Raw genomic sequence first — 17,008 nt, forward strand, 5'->3', positions numbered from 1 at the left:
ACCGGTTTTCCGGGGGCGCCGGGCCGGGCCGTGCGCCGGGCGGCCGCCGGCAGCGCCCCCGGTCGCGGCGGGGGCCGTCCGTTCCGGCCCGTCGCGCCGGCCGGGCGGTGCGGGGAACTGCAGGAACCGCTCGCACCAAAACCCGGGCATCACATACGACTTATTGGCCTTTCCGGGTTAATTCCCGCTTTCCTGGCCCATATTGACCGAACTCCTCCTGAAACGCCGGTCACAATTGCCTCTCAACACCCCTTAGAAAGGTTTAGCCATGTCGCGTATCGCCAAGGCAGCCGTCCTGACCGCCGCCGTCGGCACCGTCGTAGCCGGCGCCTCCGGCATCGCCTCGGCCGACGCCGGCGCGCAGGGTGCCGCCGTGGGTTCCCCCGGCGTCATCTCCGGCAACGTCATTCAGGTCCCGATCAGCATCCCGATCAACCTCTGCGGCAACTCGATCGACATCGTCGCCCTGCTGAACCCCACCTTCGGCAACGTCTGCATCAACCGCTGAGCCGCACCCCCCCCAGAGCGCGCGCGTCAACAGCCGGACTCGCGCGTACTGCGCGGGCAGAGGGTCACAGTCAGCCGCCGGAACCCTCTCCTGTGCGCTCGTGGCGCCCATCGACCTCCTGATGGGCGCCACTGCCGTTCCCGGACGCCGCCCCCGGGCCCTCGGCCTCGGAGCCGCCCGCCGGCCGGCCGTGCGGGGCCCCGGGGAGGTCGGGCACCTCGACGATCGGCGGCAGGTCGGGGGTGAGATGCGTGTGGTGTGCGGTCATGGTGATGCGCCTGCCCTCCATCGCGGGGACGGAACGAGGATCGAAGGGCGACGGCCCGGCCCCCTGCCCGGGGGCAGGGGTCACGCCGCCGCCAGCAGCTGCCGGCGCAGATGGGCGCAGGTGCGGCTGAGGATGCGGGAGATCTGCATCTGGGAGATCCCCAGGCGCGCGCCGATCTGCTGCTGGGTGAGATTGCCGAAGAAACGCCAGTACAGGACGTACCTCTCGCGTTCGGGCAGCGCGTCCAGCAGCGGTTTGAGGGACTGCCGGTCGATCACCAGCTCCAGCGCGCGGTCGGGGAGCCCGAGCGTCTCGGCGAGCGGGAGGTCGTCGGCTCCGGCGATCGGATGGTCGAGGGAGAGGGTGTGGTGCACCCCGTCGGCGTGCAGGCCGCGCCGCACCTCCTCCTCGGTGAGCCCGGCCTCGGCGGCGAGCTCGGCCGCGGTGACGTGCGTGCCGGCGTCGCGCTGCTCCAGCCGGGTGCGGGCGGCGCGGACGGCGGCCCGCAACTCCTGGTCCCTGCGCGGTATGTGCAGTGACCACACGTGATCGCGCACATGGCGCTTGAGCTCCCCGGTGATGGTGGGGATGGCGAAGGACTCGAACGCGCACCCGAGCCGGGGATCGAAGCGGTCGACGGCGTGCACGAGGGCCAGCGCGGCCACCTGCCGCAGGTCGGCGGGGCTCTCGCCGCACTTGCGGAACCGCACGCTGACGCGCTCCGCCATGGGCAGCCAGGCGGCGATGATCTCCTGCCGCAGCCGGTCGCGTTCCGGGCCGTGGGGGAGTGCGGCCAGGCGCCGGAAGAGGTGCAGGGTGTCGGGCGAGTCGCAGTCGCGCCCGCGGGGGCAAGGCGTTGTCTCAGCCATGGTCGCAGCTGTCCCCTCGTTCGTGCGTCAAGGACGCCAAGGAGTGCCGGATGCCTGCCGGCCGGAGCACTTTCCGGAGCACCGTGCCGTGGTGCGTCCGCCCGGGCCCCGCGTACGGGCGGGCCGGTGCCTCGGGGCCGCGCCGGCTCGGAGCCGGCCACGGTCGTCCCAGCATGACCCGGCACCCCGCTTCCCGCGACTCGGAGCGTGCGCGTGCTCACGCAGAGCGAGGCGGCCGGAAACGGCCACGGCGTCGTGACGGGCGTCACCGTGCCGGCGCCTTGACGCCCGCTCGGTGTAATCGATTACCTGGGCACCGCGAAAACGATTACATCCGCCTTTCCCCGAGCGGCCCGGAGGCGCCGTGACGAACATCAAGGACGTGGCCGAGCGGGCCGGCGTGTCCGTCGCCACCGTCTCCCGCGTGCTCAACGGCCGCTCTCCCGTGGCCGGGACCCGCGAGCGGGTCCTCGCCGCCGTCGCAGAGCTCGGCTACCGCCCCAACGTCGTCGCCCGCGCCCTGCGCACCGCCCGCACCCGCACCCTCGGCCTCGTCATCAGCGACCTGCGCAACCCGTTCTTCACCGAGCTCGCCGACGCCGTCGAGCAGGAGGCCCGGCGGCTCGGCTACAGCCTGATCATCGGCAACGCCGGCGAGAGCACGGAGCAGCAGGACGACTACATCCGCACCCTGCTCGACCGGCGCATCGACGGACTGATGGTCAGCTCCGCCGGCACCGGCTCCGCCATGCTCGGCGAAGTCGTCGCCTCCGGCACGCCCCTGGTCCTCCTCGACCGTGCCGTCCCCGGCGTCGCCGCCCCCTGCGTCCGGGCGGAGGGCCGCGAGGCGCTGACCGAACTGGCCGCCCACCTCGCCGCGTTGGGCCGGCGCCGGCCGGCCGTGATCGTGGCGCCCGCCGGCACCCCGACCGGCGACGAGCGCCTGGACCTCTTCCGCACGGCCCTGGCCGGACACGGCATCGAGCTGCCCCCCGAGCGCATCGCGGAGTCGGCGGACCCGAGCCCCGCCGGCGGCCGGTGCATGATGCGCGCCCTGCTGGCCCTGCCCGAAGCCCCCGACGCCGTGCTCGCCACGGACAACCTGATGGCCCTCGGCGCCTGGGACGAGATCCGGGACCGCGGCCTGCGCGTCCCCGCCGACCTGGCGCTCGTGGCCTTCGACGACGTCGCCTGGTTCGCCCACCTCGACCCGCCGCTCACCGCCATCGCCCAGCCCACGCGCGAGCTGGGCCGGGCGGCGGTGCACGCCCTGCTGGAGCGGATCGAAGGACGCCCGGCCGACTCCGTGCTGCTGCCCGCCCGGCTCGTCCGCCGCCGCTCCTGCGGCGAACCACCCACCCGCTGAACCACGAGAGGGGCAGCGCATGACCGGCGTCGACGACGTACCGGGCCGCGGGACCACCCCGGTGCGCAACGAGCTGCTGCGCATCGAAGGGGCCGCCAAGTCCTTCCCCGGCGTACGGGCGCTGGACGGCGTGGACCTGAGCCTGCGTGCGGGCGAGGTGCACGTCCTGCTCGGGGAGAACGGCGCGGGCAAGAGCACGCTCATCAAGATGCTCTCCGGCGTCCACCGCCCCGACGAGGGCCGCATCCTGATGGACGGGCGGGAGGTGGCCATCCGCTCCGCGCAGGACGCCGAACGGCTGGGCATCGCCACCATCCACCAGGAGTTCAACCTCGTCCCCGGCCTCACCGTCGCCGAGAACCTCTTCCTGGGCCGCCAGCCGCGCACCCGCCTCGGCCTGATCGACAAGCGCACCCTGCACACGCGCGCCGCCGCACTTCTGCGCCGCGTCCGCCTGGACGCCTCACCCGCCACACCGGTCCGTGAACTGGGCATCGCCCAGCTGCAGATGGTGGAGATAGCCAAGGCGCTGAGCCTGGACGCCCGTGTCCTGATCATGGACGAGCCGACCGCCGTCCTCACCTCCGGCGAGGTGGAGACGCTCTTCGGGATCGTGCGCGCCCTGCGTGCGAGCGGCGTCGGCGTCCTCTTCATCACCCACCACCTGCAGGAGATCGCCGCCCTCGGCGACCGGGTCACCGTCCTGCGCGACGGCCGCTCGGTGGCCGAGGTGCCCGCCACGGCCGGCGAGGACGAACTGATCCGCCTGATGGTGGGCCGCGACATCGCCGAGCAGTACCCGCGCCGGCGCCCCGACACCCCCGGAGCACCCCTGTTGCGCGTCCGCGGCCTGACCCGGGCCGGCGCCGCCGGGGGCCCCGCCCTCCAGGACGTCGCCTTCGACGTCCGGGCCGGCGAGGTCGTCGGACTCGCCGGGCTGGTCGGCGCGGGCCGTACGGAGGTGGCCCGCGCGCTCTTCGGCGCCGACCGGTACGACGCCGGAACGGTCGAGATCGACGGCAGGCCCCTGCCCCGGGGCGACGTCCGGGCCGCGATGCGCGCCGGGCTCGGGCTGGTACCGGAGGACCGCAAGGGCCAGGGGCTGGTGCTCGACGCCTCGTTGCAGGACAACCTCACCCTGGCCCGGCTGCACCGCGACACCCGCGCCGGGTTCGTCGACCGGCGGGCCCAGCGGCGCGAGGCCGCCGAGGTCGCCGCGCGGCTGAAGGTCCGCACCACCGGGCTGGACCGGAGCGCCCGCACCCTGTCCGGCGGCAACCAGCAGAAGATCGTCATCGGCAAGTGGCTGCTGGCCGGCGTCCGGCTGCTGATCCTCGACGAACCCACGCGCGGCATCGACGTCGGCGCCAAGGTCGAGATCTACCGCCTCGTCAACGAGCTGACGGCGGCCGGCTGCGCAGTGCTGATGATCTCCAGTGACCTTCCGGAGGTGCTCGGCATGAGCGACCGGGTGCTGGTGATGGCACAGGGGCGGCTCGTCGGGGAGCTGGCGGGTCCGGCGGCGACCCAGGACGCGGTGATGGAGCTGGCCGTCCGGCCGGCCCACGGGAACACGAACGACCAGAGCGCGATGGAGGGCTCCGATGTCGGCTGAGGTGCTTCGGGCGCCCGGGACCACCTCCGGGCAGTGGTTGAGGGGAGCGGTGCTGCGCAACGGTCCGCTGGGCGGCCTCGTCGCCCTGGTCGTGGTGATGGCCGTCCTCTCCCGCGACTTCCTGAACGGGCAGAACCTGCTCAACGTCGGCGTCCAGGCGTCGGTGACCGCGATCCTCGCCTTCGGGGTGACGTTCGTCATCGTGTCGGCCGGCATCGACCTGTCCGTCGGCTCGGTGGCCGCGCTCTCGGCGACGGTCGCGGCCTGGGCGGCGACGCGCGAGGGCCTGCCGGTCTGGCTCGCCCTGCTCCTCGGTCTCGCCGTCGGCGCCGTGGCGGGCCTGCTGTCGGGCGCACTGGTCGCCTACGGCAGACTGCCCGCGTTCATCGCCACGCTCGCGATGCTCTCGGTGGCCCGGGGCCTGGCCCTGGTCGTCTCGGGCGGCTCGCCGATCGCCTTCCCCGCGTCGCTGGGCGGGCTGGGCGACACGCTCGGCGGCTGGCTGCCGGTGCCCGTCCTGGTGATGGCCGCCATGGGCCTGCTGGCGGCCCTGGTCCTGGCCCGCACGTACACCGGCCGGGCGATGTTCGCGATCGGCGGCAACGAGGAGGCGGCCCGGCTCTCCGGCATCGACGTCAGGCGCCGCAAGCTCGTCGTCTACGCGCTGTCCGGGCTCTTCGCGGCCGTCGCCGGCATCGTCCTGGCCGCCCGGCTGACCTCGGCCCAGCCGCAGGCCGCGGCCGGCTACGAACTGGACGCCATCGCCGCCGTGGTGATCGGCGGCGCGAGCCTGTCGGGCGGTTCCGGCAAGGCGTCCGGCACCCTCATCGGCGCACTGATCCTCGCGGTGCTGCGCAACGGGCTCAACCTGCTGAGCGTCTCGGCGTTCTGGCAGCAGGTCGCCACGGGCCTGGTCATCGCCGTGGCCGTGCTGCTGGACACGCTGCGCCGCCGGAGCACGCGATGAGGGCGCGCAGGGGCGCACTGGCCGCAGCGGCACTGATCGCGCCGCTTGCCCTCGGCGGCTGCGACCGCGGCGGGAACACGGACCTGGGCCTGGCGCTGTCCACGATGAACAACCCCTTCTTCGTGGGCATCAAGCAGGGCGCCCAGGCGGAGGCGAAGGCCCGGGGACTGAAGATCAACATCACGGACGCGCAGAACGACCCCCTCCAGCAGATCAACCAGATGGAGACCTTCACCAGCCAGAACGTCAGGGCGGCCGTCATCAACCCCGTCGACTCCGACGCCGCCGTCCCCGCGGTGGGGGTGGCCAACCGGGCCGGCGTACCGGTGATCTCCATCGACCGCGGGGTCAACGGCGCCGCGGTCGGCTCGACCATCGCCTCCGACAACGTCGAGGGCGGCCGGCTGGCGGCCCGGACGCTCGCCGAGGCGCTCGGCGGCCGGGGCAAGGTGGCCTTCCTGGAGGGCCGGCCCGGCACGTCGGCCGCGCGCGAGCGCGGCAAGGGCTTCGAGGAGGGCATCAGGGCCTACCCCGGCATCGAGGTCGTCGCCCGGCAGCCCGCGGACTTCGACCGCACCAAGGGCATGGACGTCATGGCCAACGTGCTCCAGGCCCACGGCGACATCGGCGGCGTCTTCGCGGCGAACGACGAGATGGCGCTGGGCGCGTCGAAGGCGCTCGGCGCCCGGTCGGGGAAGGACGTACGGGTGGTGGCGTTCGACGGCACGCCCGACGGCATCGCGGCCGTGCGCGGCGGCACCCTGACCGCGACGGTCGCCCAGCAGCCGAAGCTGCTGGGCCGGCAGGCGGTGGAGTGGGCGCTGAAGGCGTCCCGGGGTGAGAAGCTGCCGGAGCGGGTGAAGGTACCGGTGGTCCTGGTGACCGGGGAGAACGCGGCGGAGTTCGATGGGTGACACGAGCATGTACGACGTACTGGTGATCGGTTCCGCCAACGCGGACCTGACGGTCCGGGTCGCCCGGCGCCCGGGCCCGGGCGAGACCGTCCACGGCACGGACCTGACCGAGTCGCCCGGCGGCAAGGGCGCCAACCAGGCCGCGGCGGCAGCCCGCCTGGGCGCCCGCACGGCCCTGCTGGCGCGGGTCGGTGACGACGCGTACGCGGAGCTGCTGCTGGACGCGCAGCGCACCGCGGGCACGGACGTGCGGCACGTCCTGGTGGAGCAGGGCGCCCGGACGGGCACCGCGATGATCGTCGTCGGGCCGGACGGGGACAACACGATCGTCGTCTCACCCGGCGCCAACGCCCGTCTCGCCCCGGCCGACGTGACGGCGGCACGCGAGGCGATCGCCGCTTCGGCGGTGGTGTCCCTGCAGCTCGAAGTACCGCCGGAGACGGTGCGGGCGGCGGCGGAGGCCGCCGGGGAGGCCGGCGCCCGGGTCGTGCTCAATCCCTCGCCGGTACCGGACGCGCTGGACGCGCAGCTGCTGTCGGCGGCGGATCCGCTGGTCGTCAACGAGCATGAGGCGCGGCGACTGTCGGGCGCGCCCGACGGCGACCCCGAGTCCTGGGCCCGCGCCCTGCACGAGCAGGGGGCCCGCTCGGTCGTCGTCACGCTGGGGGGCGAGGGCGCGCTGGTCCTCGACGCCGGGGGGACGGCGGTGCGGGTGCCGGGGGTGCCGGTGCGGGTGGTCGACACGACCGGTGCGGGCGATGCCTTCACCGGTGCCCTGTGCGTGCGGCTGGCGGCGGGGGCCGGGCCGGCCGATGCGGCGCGCTATGCGGTGCGGGCCGGAGCGGCGGCGGTGGGGAGGGCGGGGGCGCAGCCGGAGTTGGATCTTCCGGCCGGCCCGGGTGAGAAAACCGGCCCGTCCGGCGTGTGAGGACCGTTTCCCGGGGCGGAGCCCCGGGAAACGGTGAAAGGGCGGGTCAGGGGAGAAGGCCCCGCAGGGCACCCAGCGTTGCCGGGAGGTCCGCCGCCGGGATGCCACCGCCCTGGGCGACGTCCTGGTTGCCGCCACCACGGCCGCCGAGTGCGGACTTCACCAGCGTCGCGGCCGACAGACCCGCGGCCCGGGCCGCCGCGTTGAGGGCGACCGTCAGGACGGCCTTTCCGCCGTCGGTCTCCGCACCGATCGCCACCACACCCGGCCGGGCGTCCGGCAGCCGGTCGCGGACGGCCAGGGCCAGGGAGCGGGCGTCCTCGTCGGCCGTCGCCGTGACCACGAGCGTGCCGCCCGCGTCCTGGGCCTCGGCGGCCAGCTCGGCGGCCCGGGCGAGGGCCGCCCGCCGCCGCAGCTCCTCCGCCTGCTGGTCGGCGGCCTTGAGCCGGTCGAGGAGACCGGCCACCCGTTCGGGCAGCTGCGCCCGCGGCGCCTGCAGTTGCTCCGCCAGCCGCAAGACCAGGTCGCGCTCGCGCGCCAGGTAGCCGAAGCCCTCGAAGCCGACGGCTGCCTCCAGCCGCCGCATGCCGGCCCCCACCGACGACTCCGCCGTCAACGCCACCACGCCCACCTGCGCGGCGCGTTCCACGTGCGTGCCGCCGCACAGCTCGCGCGACCACGCGCCGCCGATCTCGACGACCCGCACCCGCTCGCCGTACGTCTCGCCGAACAGCGCCAGCGCACCGATCTCCTTGGCCTCCGGCAGCGTCATCCAGCGCACGTCGACGGGCAGGTCCCGGCGCAGCGCCCGGTTCGCGGCCTCCTCGACCTCACTGCGCGCCGCCGGCCCCAGCGCGCCGCGCCAGGGGAAGTCCAGCCGCAGGTAGCCGGGCCGGTTGTACGAACCGGCCTGCAGGGCCGTGGGGCCGAGCACCTGCCGCAGCGCCGCGTGCAGCACGTGCGTACCGGAGTGCGCCTGCCGGGCGCCCAGCCGCCACTCCGGGTCGACGGCGGCCCGTACCGCGTCGCCCACGGCCAGCTCGCCGGCCGACACCCGGACCTGATGGACGACCAGCCCCGGCAGCGGCCGCTGCACGTCCAGCACCTCGGCCTCCACCGAGGCGCCGGTGAGGGCGCCGGCGTCGCTGTCCTGGCCGCCGGACTCGGCGTAGAAGGGCGTGCGGTCCAGGACGGCGGTGGCGATCTCGCCGGTGCGGACGGACGTCACCGGACCGGCCGGGCCCAGCAGGGCCAGCACCCGCGACTCCGTCTCCAGCGTGTCGTACGCCTGCCAGTCGGTCGGCCCGTGGGCGCCCAGCACCGCCCGCAGCGCCGAGGTGTCGAGCGCGCCGCCCGACTTGCGGGCCCGGGCGTCGGCGCGGGCGCGTTCCCGCTGCTCGGTCATGAGGGCGGTGAAGCCGTCGCGGTCGACCTCGACGCCCTGTTCCTCGGCCATCTCCAGGGTCAGGTCGATGGGGAATCCGTAGGTGTCGTGCAGCAGGAACGCCTGCTTGCCCGGCAGGAGGTGACCGCCGCGCGCCTTGACGTCCGCGACCGCCGTGTCCAGCACGGTCGTGCCCTGCCGCAGCGTCGACCGGAAGGCGTCCTCCTCGGCGTACGCCTGCTGGGAGATGCGGCCGAACTCCTCGGCCACCTCCGGGTAGCTGTGCTTCATGCAGTCCCGCGCGGCCGGCAGCAGCTCGGGCAGCGCCGGGTCCTGGTACCCCAGCAGCCGCACGGAGCGCACGGCCCGGCGCAGGATGCGCCGGAGCACGTATCCACGGCCCTCGTTGCCGGGGGCGGTGCCGTCGGCGAGCAGCATCAGGGCGGTGCGCACGTGGTCGGCCACGACCCGCAGCCGCACGTCCGCCTGGTGATCGGCGCCGTACCGCACACCGGTCAGTTCCGCGGCCCGGTCCAGCACGGGCCGCGTCTCGTCGATCTCGTAGAGGTTGTCGACGCCCTGCAACAAGGTGGCCATGCGCTCCAGGCCCATGCCCGTGTCGATGTTGCGGCGCGGCAGCTCGCCCAGGATCGGATAGCCGCTCTTGCCGGCCCCCTCCCCGCGCTCGTACTGCATGAAGACCAGGTTCCAGAACTCCATGTACCGGTCCTCGTCCACGGCCGGCCCGCCCGCGCGGCCGAGCGCGGGCCCCCGGTCGTAGTACAGCTCGGAGCAGGGACCGCAGGGGCCGGGGACGCCCATGGACCAGAAGTTGTCCTCGTCGCCCCGGCGCACGATCCGCTCCTCGGGCAGCCCCGCGACGCGCCGCCACAGCAAGGCGGCCTCGTCGTCGGAATGGTGGACGGTGGCCCAGATCCGCTCGGGATCGAGCCCGTACCCACCGTTCTCGACAGCGGAGACGGACAACTCCCAGGCGAAGGCGATGGCCTCCTCCTTGAAGTAGTCCCCGAACGAGAAATTGCCGTTCATCTGGAAGAACGAGCCGTGCCGGGTGGTCTTGCCGACCTCCTCGATGTCCAGCGTCCGCACGCACTTCTGCACACTGGTCGCGCGCGGCCACGGCGGCGACGCCTCGCCGGTCAGGTACGGCTTGAACGGCACCATGCCCGCGTTGACGAACAGCAGCGTCGGGTCGGGGGTGGGCAGGGGCGCGCTGGGCACCACGGTGTGGCCGCGCGTGGCGAAGAAGTCGAGGAAGCGGCTGCGGATGTCGGCGGTTCGCACAGGGGGCTCCGATCAGGCGGCGCGGACGATGCGGGTCACGGGGTGGAGCGCCGCGTACTCCAGGGGCGCGGACGGATCGATGGACACGTCGAGCGGCGCGGGTTCGGCTCCCGCCCGCACCAGCAGGTCACCGACGGCGGCGATCATCGCTCCGTTGTCGGTGCACAGCCGCAGCGGCGGCACGCGCAGCTCGATGCCCGCAGCATCGCAGCGCTGCTGGGCCAGCGCCCGCACCCGCGAGTTCGCGGCCACGCCGCCGACGACCACCAGGGTGCCCACGCCGTGTTCCCGGCACGCGCCGACGGCCTTGCGGGTGAGCACGTCGGCCACGGCCTCCTGCAGCGAGGCGGCCCCGTCCGCGACGGGCAGCTCGCGACCGGCGGCGCGATGCTGCTCGGCCCACCGGGCGGCCGCCGTCTTCAGCCCCGAGAAGGAGAAGGCGTACGGATCGTCCCGCGGCCCGGTCAGCGGCCGCGGGAACGCCACCGCCCGCGGATCGCCTTCCCGGGCCGCCCGGTCGACCGCCGGGCCACCGGGATAGGGCAGCCCGAAGACGCGGGCCACCTTGTCGAAGCACTCGCCGGCCGCGTCGTCGAGGGTGTCCCCGAGATGGACGATCGGATCCCGCGCCAGGTCCCGGACGAGCAGCAGCGAGGTGTGCCCGCCGGAGACGATCAGCACCATGCAGGGATTCGGCAGCGGCCCGTGCTCCAGCGTGTCGGCGGCCACGTGCCCGGCGAGGTGATGCACGCCGTACAGGGGGACGCCCAGTGAGTAGGCGAGCCCCTTGGCCGCCGCGACGCCGACCTGCAGGGCACCGGACAGCCCGGGCCCGGTCGTCACCGCGACCGCGTCGATGTCGCCCATGGCGATGCCCGCGTCGTCCAACGCCGCCCGTACCACGGGGGCGGCCGAGTGGACGTGCGCCCGCGCCGCGATCTCCGGCACGACACCCCCGTACCGGGCGTGCTCGTCCATGCTGGAGGCCACCGCGTGACCCAGCAGCTTCCCGTCCCGGACCAGACCGGCGCCGGTCTCGTCGCAGGACGACTCGATACCCAGCACCACCGGTGAACGCCTCACGAGCGCGCCTCCTGCCTTGATTCAGTAATTGCACAGCATATGCAACAAGGGTCCGCCCGTCGTGCCGTCGCCGCAGGTCAGTAGAGTTCCGGTGCCCCCGTACGCCGCGAACACCGAGGTACGCCCGTGAGCCCCGCCCCCGTGACGGTCGTAGGAATCGGTGCCGACGGCTGGCCCGGCCTCGCCCCCACCTCCCGGGAGGCGCTGCGCGCGGCCGAGGTGATCATCGGTGGCCCCCGTCAGCTGGACCTGTTGCCGCCCGAGTGCCCCGGCGAGCGCATCGCCTGGCCCTCGCCGCTGCGCCCGGCGGTACCGGGGCTGCTGGCCGCGCACGCCGGCCGGCGCGTATGCGTACTGGCCAGCGGGGACCCCCTGTTCTACGGCATCGGCAGCACCCTCGCCGACGTCCTCGGTGCCGACCGGCTCCACGTCCTGCCGCACCCCTCCTCCGTCTCGTACGCCTGCGCCCGCCTGGGCTGGTCCCTGCACGACACCGACGTGATCAGCCTCGTCGGCCGCCCCCTGGCGGCGCTCGCGGCCGCGGCGCACGACGGCCGCCGCCTCCTCGTGCTCGGCGCCGGAGCGAAGACGCCCGCCGAGGTGGCCGGTCTGCTGTGCCGGCTCGGCTACGGGCAGAGCCGGATGACCGTGCTGGAACAGCTGGGCGGCGACCGCGAACGCCGCCTCGACGGCACCGCCGACACCTGGCCGCACCCGCCGGGCGACCCCCTCAACGTCATCGCGGTCACCTGCCACCGCGACCCGGACGCACTCCGCGTCCACCTCACCCCCGGCCTGCCCGACGACGCCTTCGAACACGACGGCCAGCTGACGAAGCGCCACGTACGTGCGGCGACCCTCGCCGCGCTCGCCCCCGCCCCCGGCGAACTGCTGTGGGACGTGGGCGGCGGCTCCGGCTCCATCGGCATCGAATGGATGCGCGCCCACCGCTCGTGCCGGGCCGTGGCCGTCGAACGCGATGCGGTGCGTTCTGAGCGCATCACGCGCAACGCGGATGCCTTGGGGGTGCCGGGGCTGCGGGTGGTCACCGGCCGGGCGCCGGAGGCCCTGGTGGGCCTGCCCACTCCTGATGCGGTGTTCATCGGGGGCGGCCTGACCTCCTCCGGCCTGCTCGACGCCTGCTGGAACGGGCTCCGGGCCGGGGGGCGCCTGGTGGCCAACACCGTCACCCTCGAATCCGAGGCGCTGCTGACGGAGTGGTACCGCCGCCACGGCGGTGACCTGACCCGCCTTGCGGTCGCGCACGCCGTGCCCGTGGGGGGTTTCACGGGGTGGCGGCAGGCCATGCCGGTGACGCAGTGGTCGGTGGTCAAGCCGTGACGGGTGCGGCCCGGTGGGCCGGTTTGTGCCCACCCTCCCCCAGCTACCGCTGGGAGGTGCCCCCGGCCCAGCGGGGCGATGGCCGACAAACGACCGGAGGGGCCGGGGTGGGATGGGCCCTGGCAGGGGACGTAAGGGATATTTGCGGATGCCTGCCGGGTAACCGACACCGCTGACAGGGGCCGTAAATATTCCAGTCCCCAGAAGGGCCCGTCCCACCCCGGCCCCGCCCCACGAACGCACCGACATCCAAGGAGACCGCATGACCGTGTACTTCATCGGCGCCGGCCCCGGCGCGGCCGACCTCATCACGGTCCGCGGCGCCCGGACCCTGGCCCGCTGCGGCGTCTGCCTCTACGCCGGCAGCCTCGTCCCGGCCGAACTCCTCGACGAGTGCCCGCCCGGTGCCCGCCTCGTCGACACCGCCCACCTGAACCTCGCCGACATCACCGCCGAGTTCGTCCGCGCCCACGAGGCCGGCCACGACGTGGCGCGCCTGCACTCCGGTGACCCCGCCGTCTTCAGCGCCGTCGCCGAGCAGATGCGCCGCCTGGACGCGCTGGGCATCCCCTACGAGATCGTCCCCGGCGTCCCCGCCTTCGCCGCCGCCGCGGCAGCCCTCGGCCGCGAACTGACCGTGCCGACCGTCGGCCAGACCGTCATCCTCACCCGCGTCGCCCAGCGGGCCACCCCCATGCCCCCCGGCGAGGACCTCGCCACCCTCGGCCGCAGCGGCGCCCTGATGGTCCTCCACCTCGCCGCCCGCCACGCCGACCGCGTCGTCGCCGAACTGCTCCCGCACTACGGCGCCGACTGCCCCGCCGCCGTCGTCGCCATGGCCAGCCGCCCCGACGAGCTCGTCCTGCGCGGCACGCTCGCCGACATCGCGGAGCAGGTGAAGGCGGCGGGCGTCGTCCGCACCGCCGTCATCGTCGTCGGCCGCACCCTCGCGGCCGAGCAGTTCCCCGACAGCTTCCTGTACTCGGCCGAACGGGACCGGGACAGCTGCGGGCTGACGGTCCCGGACCCCACCGGCCCCTGACCGCTTGACCCTCACACCGTGTCAGGCCGTGGACTGAGCACATCATGTTCACCATCGGAGACTTCGCCCGCCACGGCCGTGTGTCCGTCCGCATGCTGCGCCACTACGACGCCATCGGACTGCTGCGCCCGGCCCGTGTCGACCCGTTCAGCGGCTACCGCCTCTACGAGGCCGGACAGCTCGCCCGCCTCAACCGCGTCATCGCCCTCAAGGACCTCGGATTCACCCTCCAGCAGGTCCAGGCGATCGTGGACGAGGAGGTGAGCGCCGAGGAGCTGCGCGGGATGCTGCGGCTGCGCCGCGCCGAGCTGGAGGCCGCCGCCGCGGCGGCCACGGCCCGGCTGGCGCAGGTCGAGGCGAGGCTCCGCACGATCGAGAGCGAGGGACGGATGAGCACCCACGACGTGGTGGTCAAGAGCGTGCCGGCGGTCCGGGTGGCCCGGCTGAGCACCCAGGTGGCGAGCTTCGACCCGGAGGACATCGGCCCCGTCGCCGGACCGCTGTTCGACGAACTGTGCCGCCGGCTGGCGGCCGCGGGCGTCGCGCCGGCGGGACCGGGCGTCCAGCACTACGAGGACGCCCCGGACGGCGGCGGGATCGTCGTCCACGTCGCCTTCCCGGTCGGCGCGGCCGCCCGCGGCGAGGACTTCGAGGTCGTCGACCTGCCGGCCGTGCCCACCGTGGCGGCCCTCGTCCACCACGGCTCCATGGACGAGATCGTGCCCACGGCCCAGACCCTGGCCCACTGGATCGGCGCCAACGGCTACCGGTCGACGGGCTACGCGCGCGAGGTGTACCTCGCGTACGGCGAGGGCGACCCCGCGGGATGGGTGACGGAGATCCAGGAGCCGGTGACCGACGCCGGGTGAGCCCGGTTGTGTGATCGGTCATAGCCACGCCTCCCGGGGTGTGCTCACCTTGGAATGATCATGAGGCGGCCGGCCGGGCCGCGCAGTTCCAAGGGGGGAATCCATGCAGAAGCGCACAACCCGTACCCGTGGCAGGCTCGTCGCGCTCGCCGCGGCCGTGGCCGTGGTCGGCGGAACGGTCGCGGCCGGGCCGGCCGGCGCCGCGACCGGAGCGGAGGAGTCGGGCGGCACCCGTGCCGCGACGCAGCGGGCCCTCGACGGCCTCGTCGCGGCCGGGATGCCGGGCGTCGCCGCCGAGACCCGTACGCCCAGGGGGAGCTGGTTCGGTTCGTCCGGCTACGCGGACACCGCCACCCAGCGCAAGCGCACCGCCGCCGACCACTTCCGGGCGGGCAGCATCACCAAGACGTTCGTGGCCACCACGCTCCTCCAGCTCGAAGCGGAGGGGAAGCTGAGCCTGGACGACTCGGTGGAGCGCTGGCTGCCGGGCGTCGTGAAGGGCAACGGCTACGACGCCAACAAGATCACGATCCGTCAGCTCCTCAACCACACCAGCGGTGTGCACGACATGGTGTACACCCCGGAGTGGGACAAGGACATGAACGGCCCCGGCTTCCTGGAGCACCGCTACGACGTCAAGACCCCGCAGGAGGTCATCGCGTACGGGCTCAAGTACGGCCCCGACTTCGAGCCGGGCAAGGGCTGGAACTACTCCAACACCGGCTTCGTCCTCGCCGGCATGGTCATCGAGAAGGTGACCGGCAAGCCGTACGCGAGCGAGGTCGAGCGCCGCATCGTCAAGCCGCTGGGTCTGAAGGAGACGACGTTCCCGGGCACCGACCCGAAGCTGCCGGCGCCGCACCCGGTGGGCTACTCCAAGCTCTACGTCCAGAACCCCGGCCCGGAGGTCCACGACGCCACCGAGTACCGCCCCTCCTGGTCCGGTGCGACGGGTGAGGTCGTCAGCACCAGCGGCGACCTGAACCGCTTCTACAGCGCACTGCTGCAGGGCAAGCTGCTGCCGCGCAAGCAGCTGGACGCGATGCTCACGACCGTGGACACCGGGCAGCAGTTCCGGTACGGCCTGGGCATCATGTCGCGCTCGCTGACCTGCGGCACCACGGTCTGGGGCCACGACGGCGTGGTCTGGGGCTCGTTGTCCGGAGCGGCCGTGACCCGCGACGGCAAGAACGCGCTCACCTTCAACATCAACGGCGACTGGCTGGACCAGAGCCCGCCCTTCGAGAACATGTTCGAGGGTGCGTTCTGCGGCACGACCGGGAAGACGCTCAAGAAGCCGGCGGTGCTCGGCCCCGTGAACCGCTAGGTCACCACCCCCGCGGCTCCGCCCGTCCCACGATGACGCCCGCGCGGTCGATGCAGATGACGTCGACCGTGACGGGCGCGCCGCGCAGCACGGCCAGGGCCTCGTCACGGGCGCGGGCGGCGACGAGATCGCCGAGCGGGACGCCGGCGGCCTCGCACAGGCGCAGGGCCTCCAGCCCGGTGTTGGCGTCGGTGACGGCGGCGGCGAGGACGTCGTCGCCACCGCCGTGGCGGGCGAGTTCGGCGAGGAACGCCTTGTTCACCTGCGAGCGGCCCGAGTGCAGGTCGAGGTGGCCGGCGGCCAGCTTGGAGAGCTTGGCGAAGCCGCCGGCGATGGTGAGCCGGTCCACGGGGTGCCGGCGGATGTACTTGAGCACGGCCCCCGCGAAGTCGCCCATGTCGAGGAGTGCGTCCTCGGGCAGCCCGTGCACGGCGACCGCGACCTTCTCGGACGTCGCGCCCGTGCAGCCCGCCACGTGTGTACGGCCCGCCGCGCGGGCCACGTCGACGCCGCGCCGGATGCTGTCGATCCAGGCGGAGCAGGAGTAGGGGACGACGATGCCGGTGGTGCCCAGGATGGAGATGCCGCCGAGGATGCCCAGGCGCGGGTTCCAGGTGGAACGGGCGATCTCCTCGCCGTGATCGACCGCGACCTCGATCTCGACGTCGCCGGTGCCGCCGTGCCGGGCGGCGACCTCGGCGACGTGGTCGCGCATCATCTGCCGGGGCACGGGGTTGATGGCGGGTTCGCCGACGGGCAGCGGCAGCCCGGGCCGGGTGACCGTGCCGACGCCGGGGCCCGCCCGGAAGACGACTCCGGAGCCGGCGGGCAGGATCCGTACCGTGGCGCGGATGAGGGCACCGTGCGTGACGTCGGGGTCGTCGCCGGCGTCCTTGACCACGGCGGCCATGGCGCGCCCGTCACCCGCCTCCTCGGCGGCGAGCGCGAAGGCGGGCGTCTGCCCCTTGGGCAGCGTGATCGTCACGGGGTCGGGGAACTCGCCGGTGAGCAGCGCGGTGTAGGCGGCGGTGGTGGCGGCGGTGGCACAGGCGCCCGTCGTCCAGCCGTGCCGGAGACCGGTGTGCTGCAGCTGGGCCGTGCGCCCGCCGATGGCCTGGCCGGCCGGGGCCGCCGCTTCCGCCGCCCCCGGCGTGCCGGCGGCGACCTCGGTCATGAGGGCCTCCGGGCGCGGTCGTAGGCTTGGCCTTCCCGCCGCGCCGGC

Annotated in this window: 13 protein-coding genes and 1 pseudogene; 9 read left to right on the plus strand and 5 right to left on the minus strand. The window is 74.1% G+C overall.

Features of this window, described 5'->3' with window-relative positions:
* The first annotated feature begins 268 nt into the window (after positions 1–268).
* Positions 269–508 (plus strand): chaplin, encoded by a 240-nt coding sequence (locus tag IE182_RS00410; protein WP_190107547.1) that lies wholly within the window; start codon positions 269–271, stop codon positions 506–508.
* A 70-nt stretch (positions 509–578) separates the two neighbouring features.
* On the opposite strand, the gene IE182_RS00415 is transcribed toward IE182_RS00410, so the two are convergent.
* The gene (locus IE182_RS00415; protein WP_190107548.1) at positions 579–776 is read right to left on the minus strand and encodes a hypothetical protein; all 198 of its coding nucleotides are present in this window, start codon (positions 774–776) and stop codon (positions 579–581) included.
* 80 nt (positions 777–856) lie between these two features.
* A complete protein-coding gene (locus IE182_RS00420) occupies positions 857–1,645 on the minus strand; it encodes a sigma-70 family RNA polymerase sigma factor (RefSeq protein ID WP_190107549.1) in 789 nt (262 codons plus the stop codon).
* A gap of 364 nt (positions 1,646–2,009) precedes the next feature.
* Here IE182_RS00420 and IE182_RS00425 point away from each other — a divergent pair, with 364 nt between their 5' ends.
* From IE182_RS00425 to IE182_RS00445, 4 genes and pseudogenes are all read left to right on the plus strand, one after another.
* Positions 2,010–3,011, plus strand: a complete 1,002-nt coding sequence (locus IE182_RS00425; RefSeq protein WP_190107550.1) for a LacI family DNA-binding transcriptional regulator — start codon at positions 2,010–2,012, stop codon at positions 3,009–3,011.
* A gap of 19 nt (positions 3,012–3,030) precedes the next feature.
* Positions 3,031–4,626: a sugar ABC transporter ATP-binding protein gene (locus IE182_RS00430; RefSeq protein WP_190107551.1), complete on the plus strand. Its 1,596-nt coding sequence runs from the start codon at positions 3,031–3,033 to the stop codon at positions 4,624–4,626.
* Positions 4,616–6,507 (plus strand): annotated as a pseudogene (locus IE182_RS31710) (ABC transporter permease/substrate-binding protein). Before IE182_RS00430 ends, IE182_RS31710 begins: the two are co-directional and overlap by 11 nt.
* A 7-nt stretch (positions 6,508–6,514) precedes the next feature.
* A complete protein-coding gene (locus IE182_RS00445; protein WP_190107924.1) occupies positions 6,515–7,435 on the plus strand; it encodes a ribokinase in 921 nt (306 codons plus the stop codon).
* 46 nt (positions 7,436–7,481) lie between these two features.
* Here IE182_RS00445 and alaS read toward each other — a convergent pair whose 3' ends face one another.
* Both alaS and tsaD read right to left on the minus strand, forming a co-directional pair.
* Complete coding sequence (gene alaS, locus IE182_RS00450; protein WP_190107554.1) at positions 7,482–10,124, minus strand: alanine--tRNA ligase; 2,643 nt, start codon at positions 10,122–10,124, stop codon at positions 7,482–7,484.
* A gap of 12 nt (positions 10,125–10,136) precedes the next feature.
* Entirely contained in the window at positions 10,137–11,192 is a 1,056-nt protein-coding gene (gene tsaD, locus IE182_RS00455) for a tRNA (adenosine(37)-N6)-threonylcarbamoyltransferase complex transferase subunit TsaD (protein ID WP_190107925.1), read from the minus strand.
* 141 nt (positions 11,193–11,333) lie between these two features.
* On the opposite strand from tsaD, the gene cbiE reads away from it, so the two are divergent.
* From cbiE to IE182_RS00475, 4 genes are all read left to right on the plus strand, one after another.
* A complete protein-coding gene (cbiE, locus tag IE182_RS00460) occupies positions 11,334–12,548 on the plus strand; it encodes a precorrin-6y C5,15-methyltransferase (decarboxylating) subunit CbiE (RefSeq protein ID WP_190107555.1) in 1,215 nt (404 codons plus the stop codon).
* A gap of 262 nt (positions 12,549–12,810) precedes the next feature.
* Positions 12,811–13,590, plus strand: a complete 780-nt coding sequence (cobM, locus tag IE182_RS00465; protein ID WP_190107556.1) for a precorrin-4 C(11)-methyltransferase — start codon at positions 12,811–12,813, stop codon at positions 13,588–13,590.
* A 44-nt stretch (positions 13,591–13,634) separates the two neighbouring features.
* On the plus strand, positions 13,635–14,459 hold the full coding sequence (locus IE182_RS00470; protein ID WP_190107557.1) for a MerR family transcriptional regulator: 825 nt from the start codon (positions 13,635–13,637) through the stop codon (positions 14,457–14,459).
* Positions 14,460–14,562: 103 nt separating this feature from the next.
* Entirely contained in the window at positions 14,563–15,786 is a 1,224-nt protein-coding gene (locus tag IE182_RS00475) for a serine hydrolase domain-containing protein (RefSeq protein ID WP_190107558.1), read from the plus strand.
* 1 nt (position 15,787) lies between these two features.
* Here IE182_RS00475 and IE182_RS00480 read toward each other — a convergent pair whose 3' ends face one another.
* Complete coding sequence (locus tag IE182_RS00480; RefSeq protein WP_190107559.1) at positions 15,788–16,960, minus strand: cobalt-precorrin-5B (C(1))-methyltransferase; 1,173 nt, start codon at positions 16,958–16,960, stop codon at positions 15,788–15,790.
* Positions 16,961–17,008: the final 48 nt, after the last annotated feature.

This window comes from Streptomyces cinnamoneus, assembly GCF_014650495.1.
Classification (GTDB): Bacteria; Actinomycetota; Actinomycetes; order Streptomycetales; family Streptomycetaceae; genus Streptomyces; species Streptomyces cinnamoneus.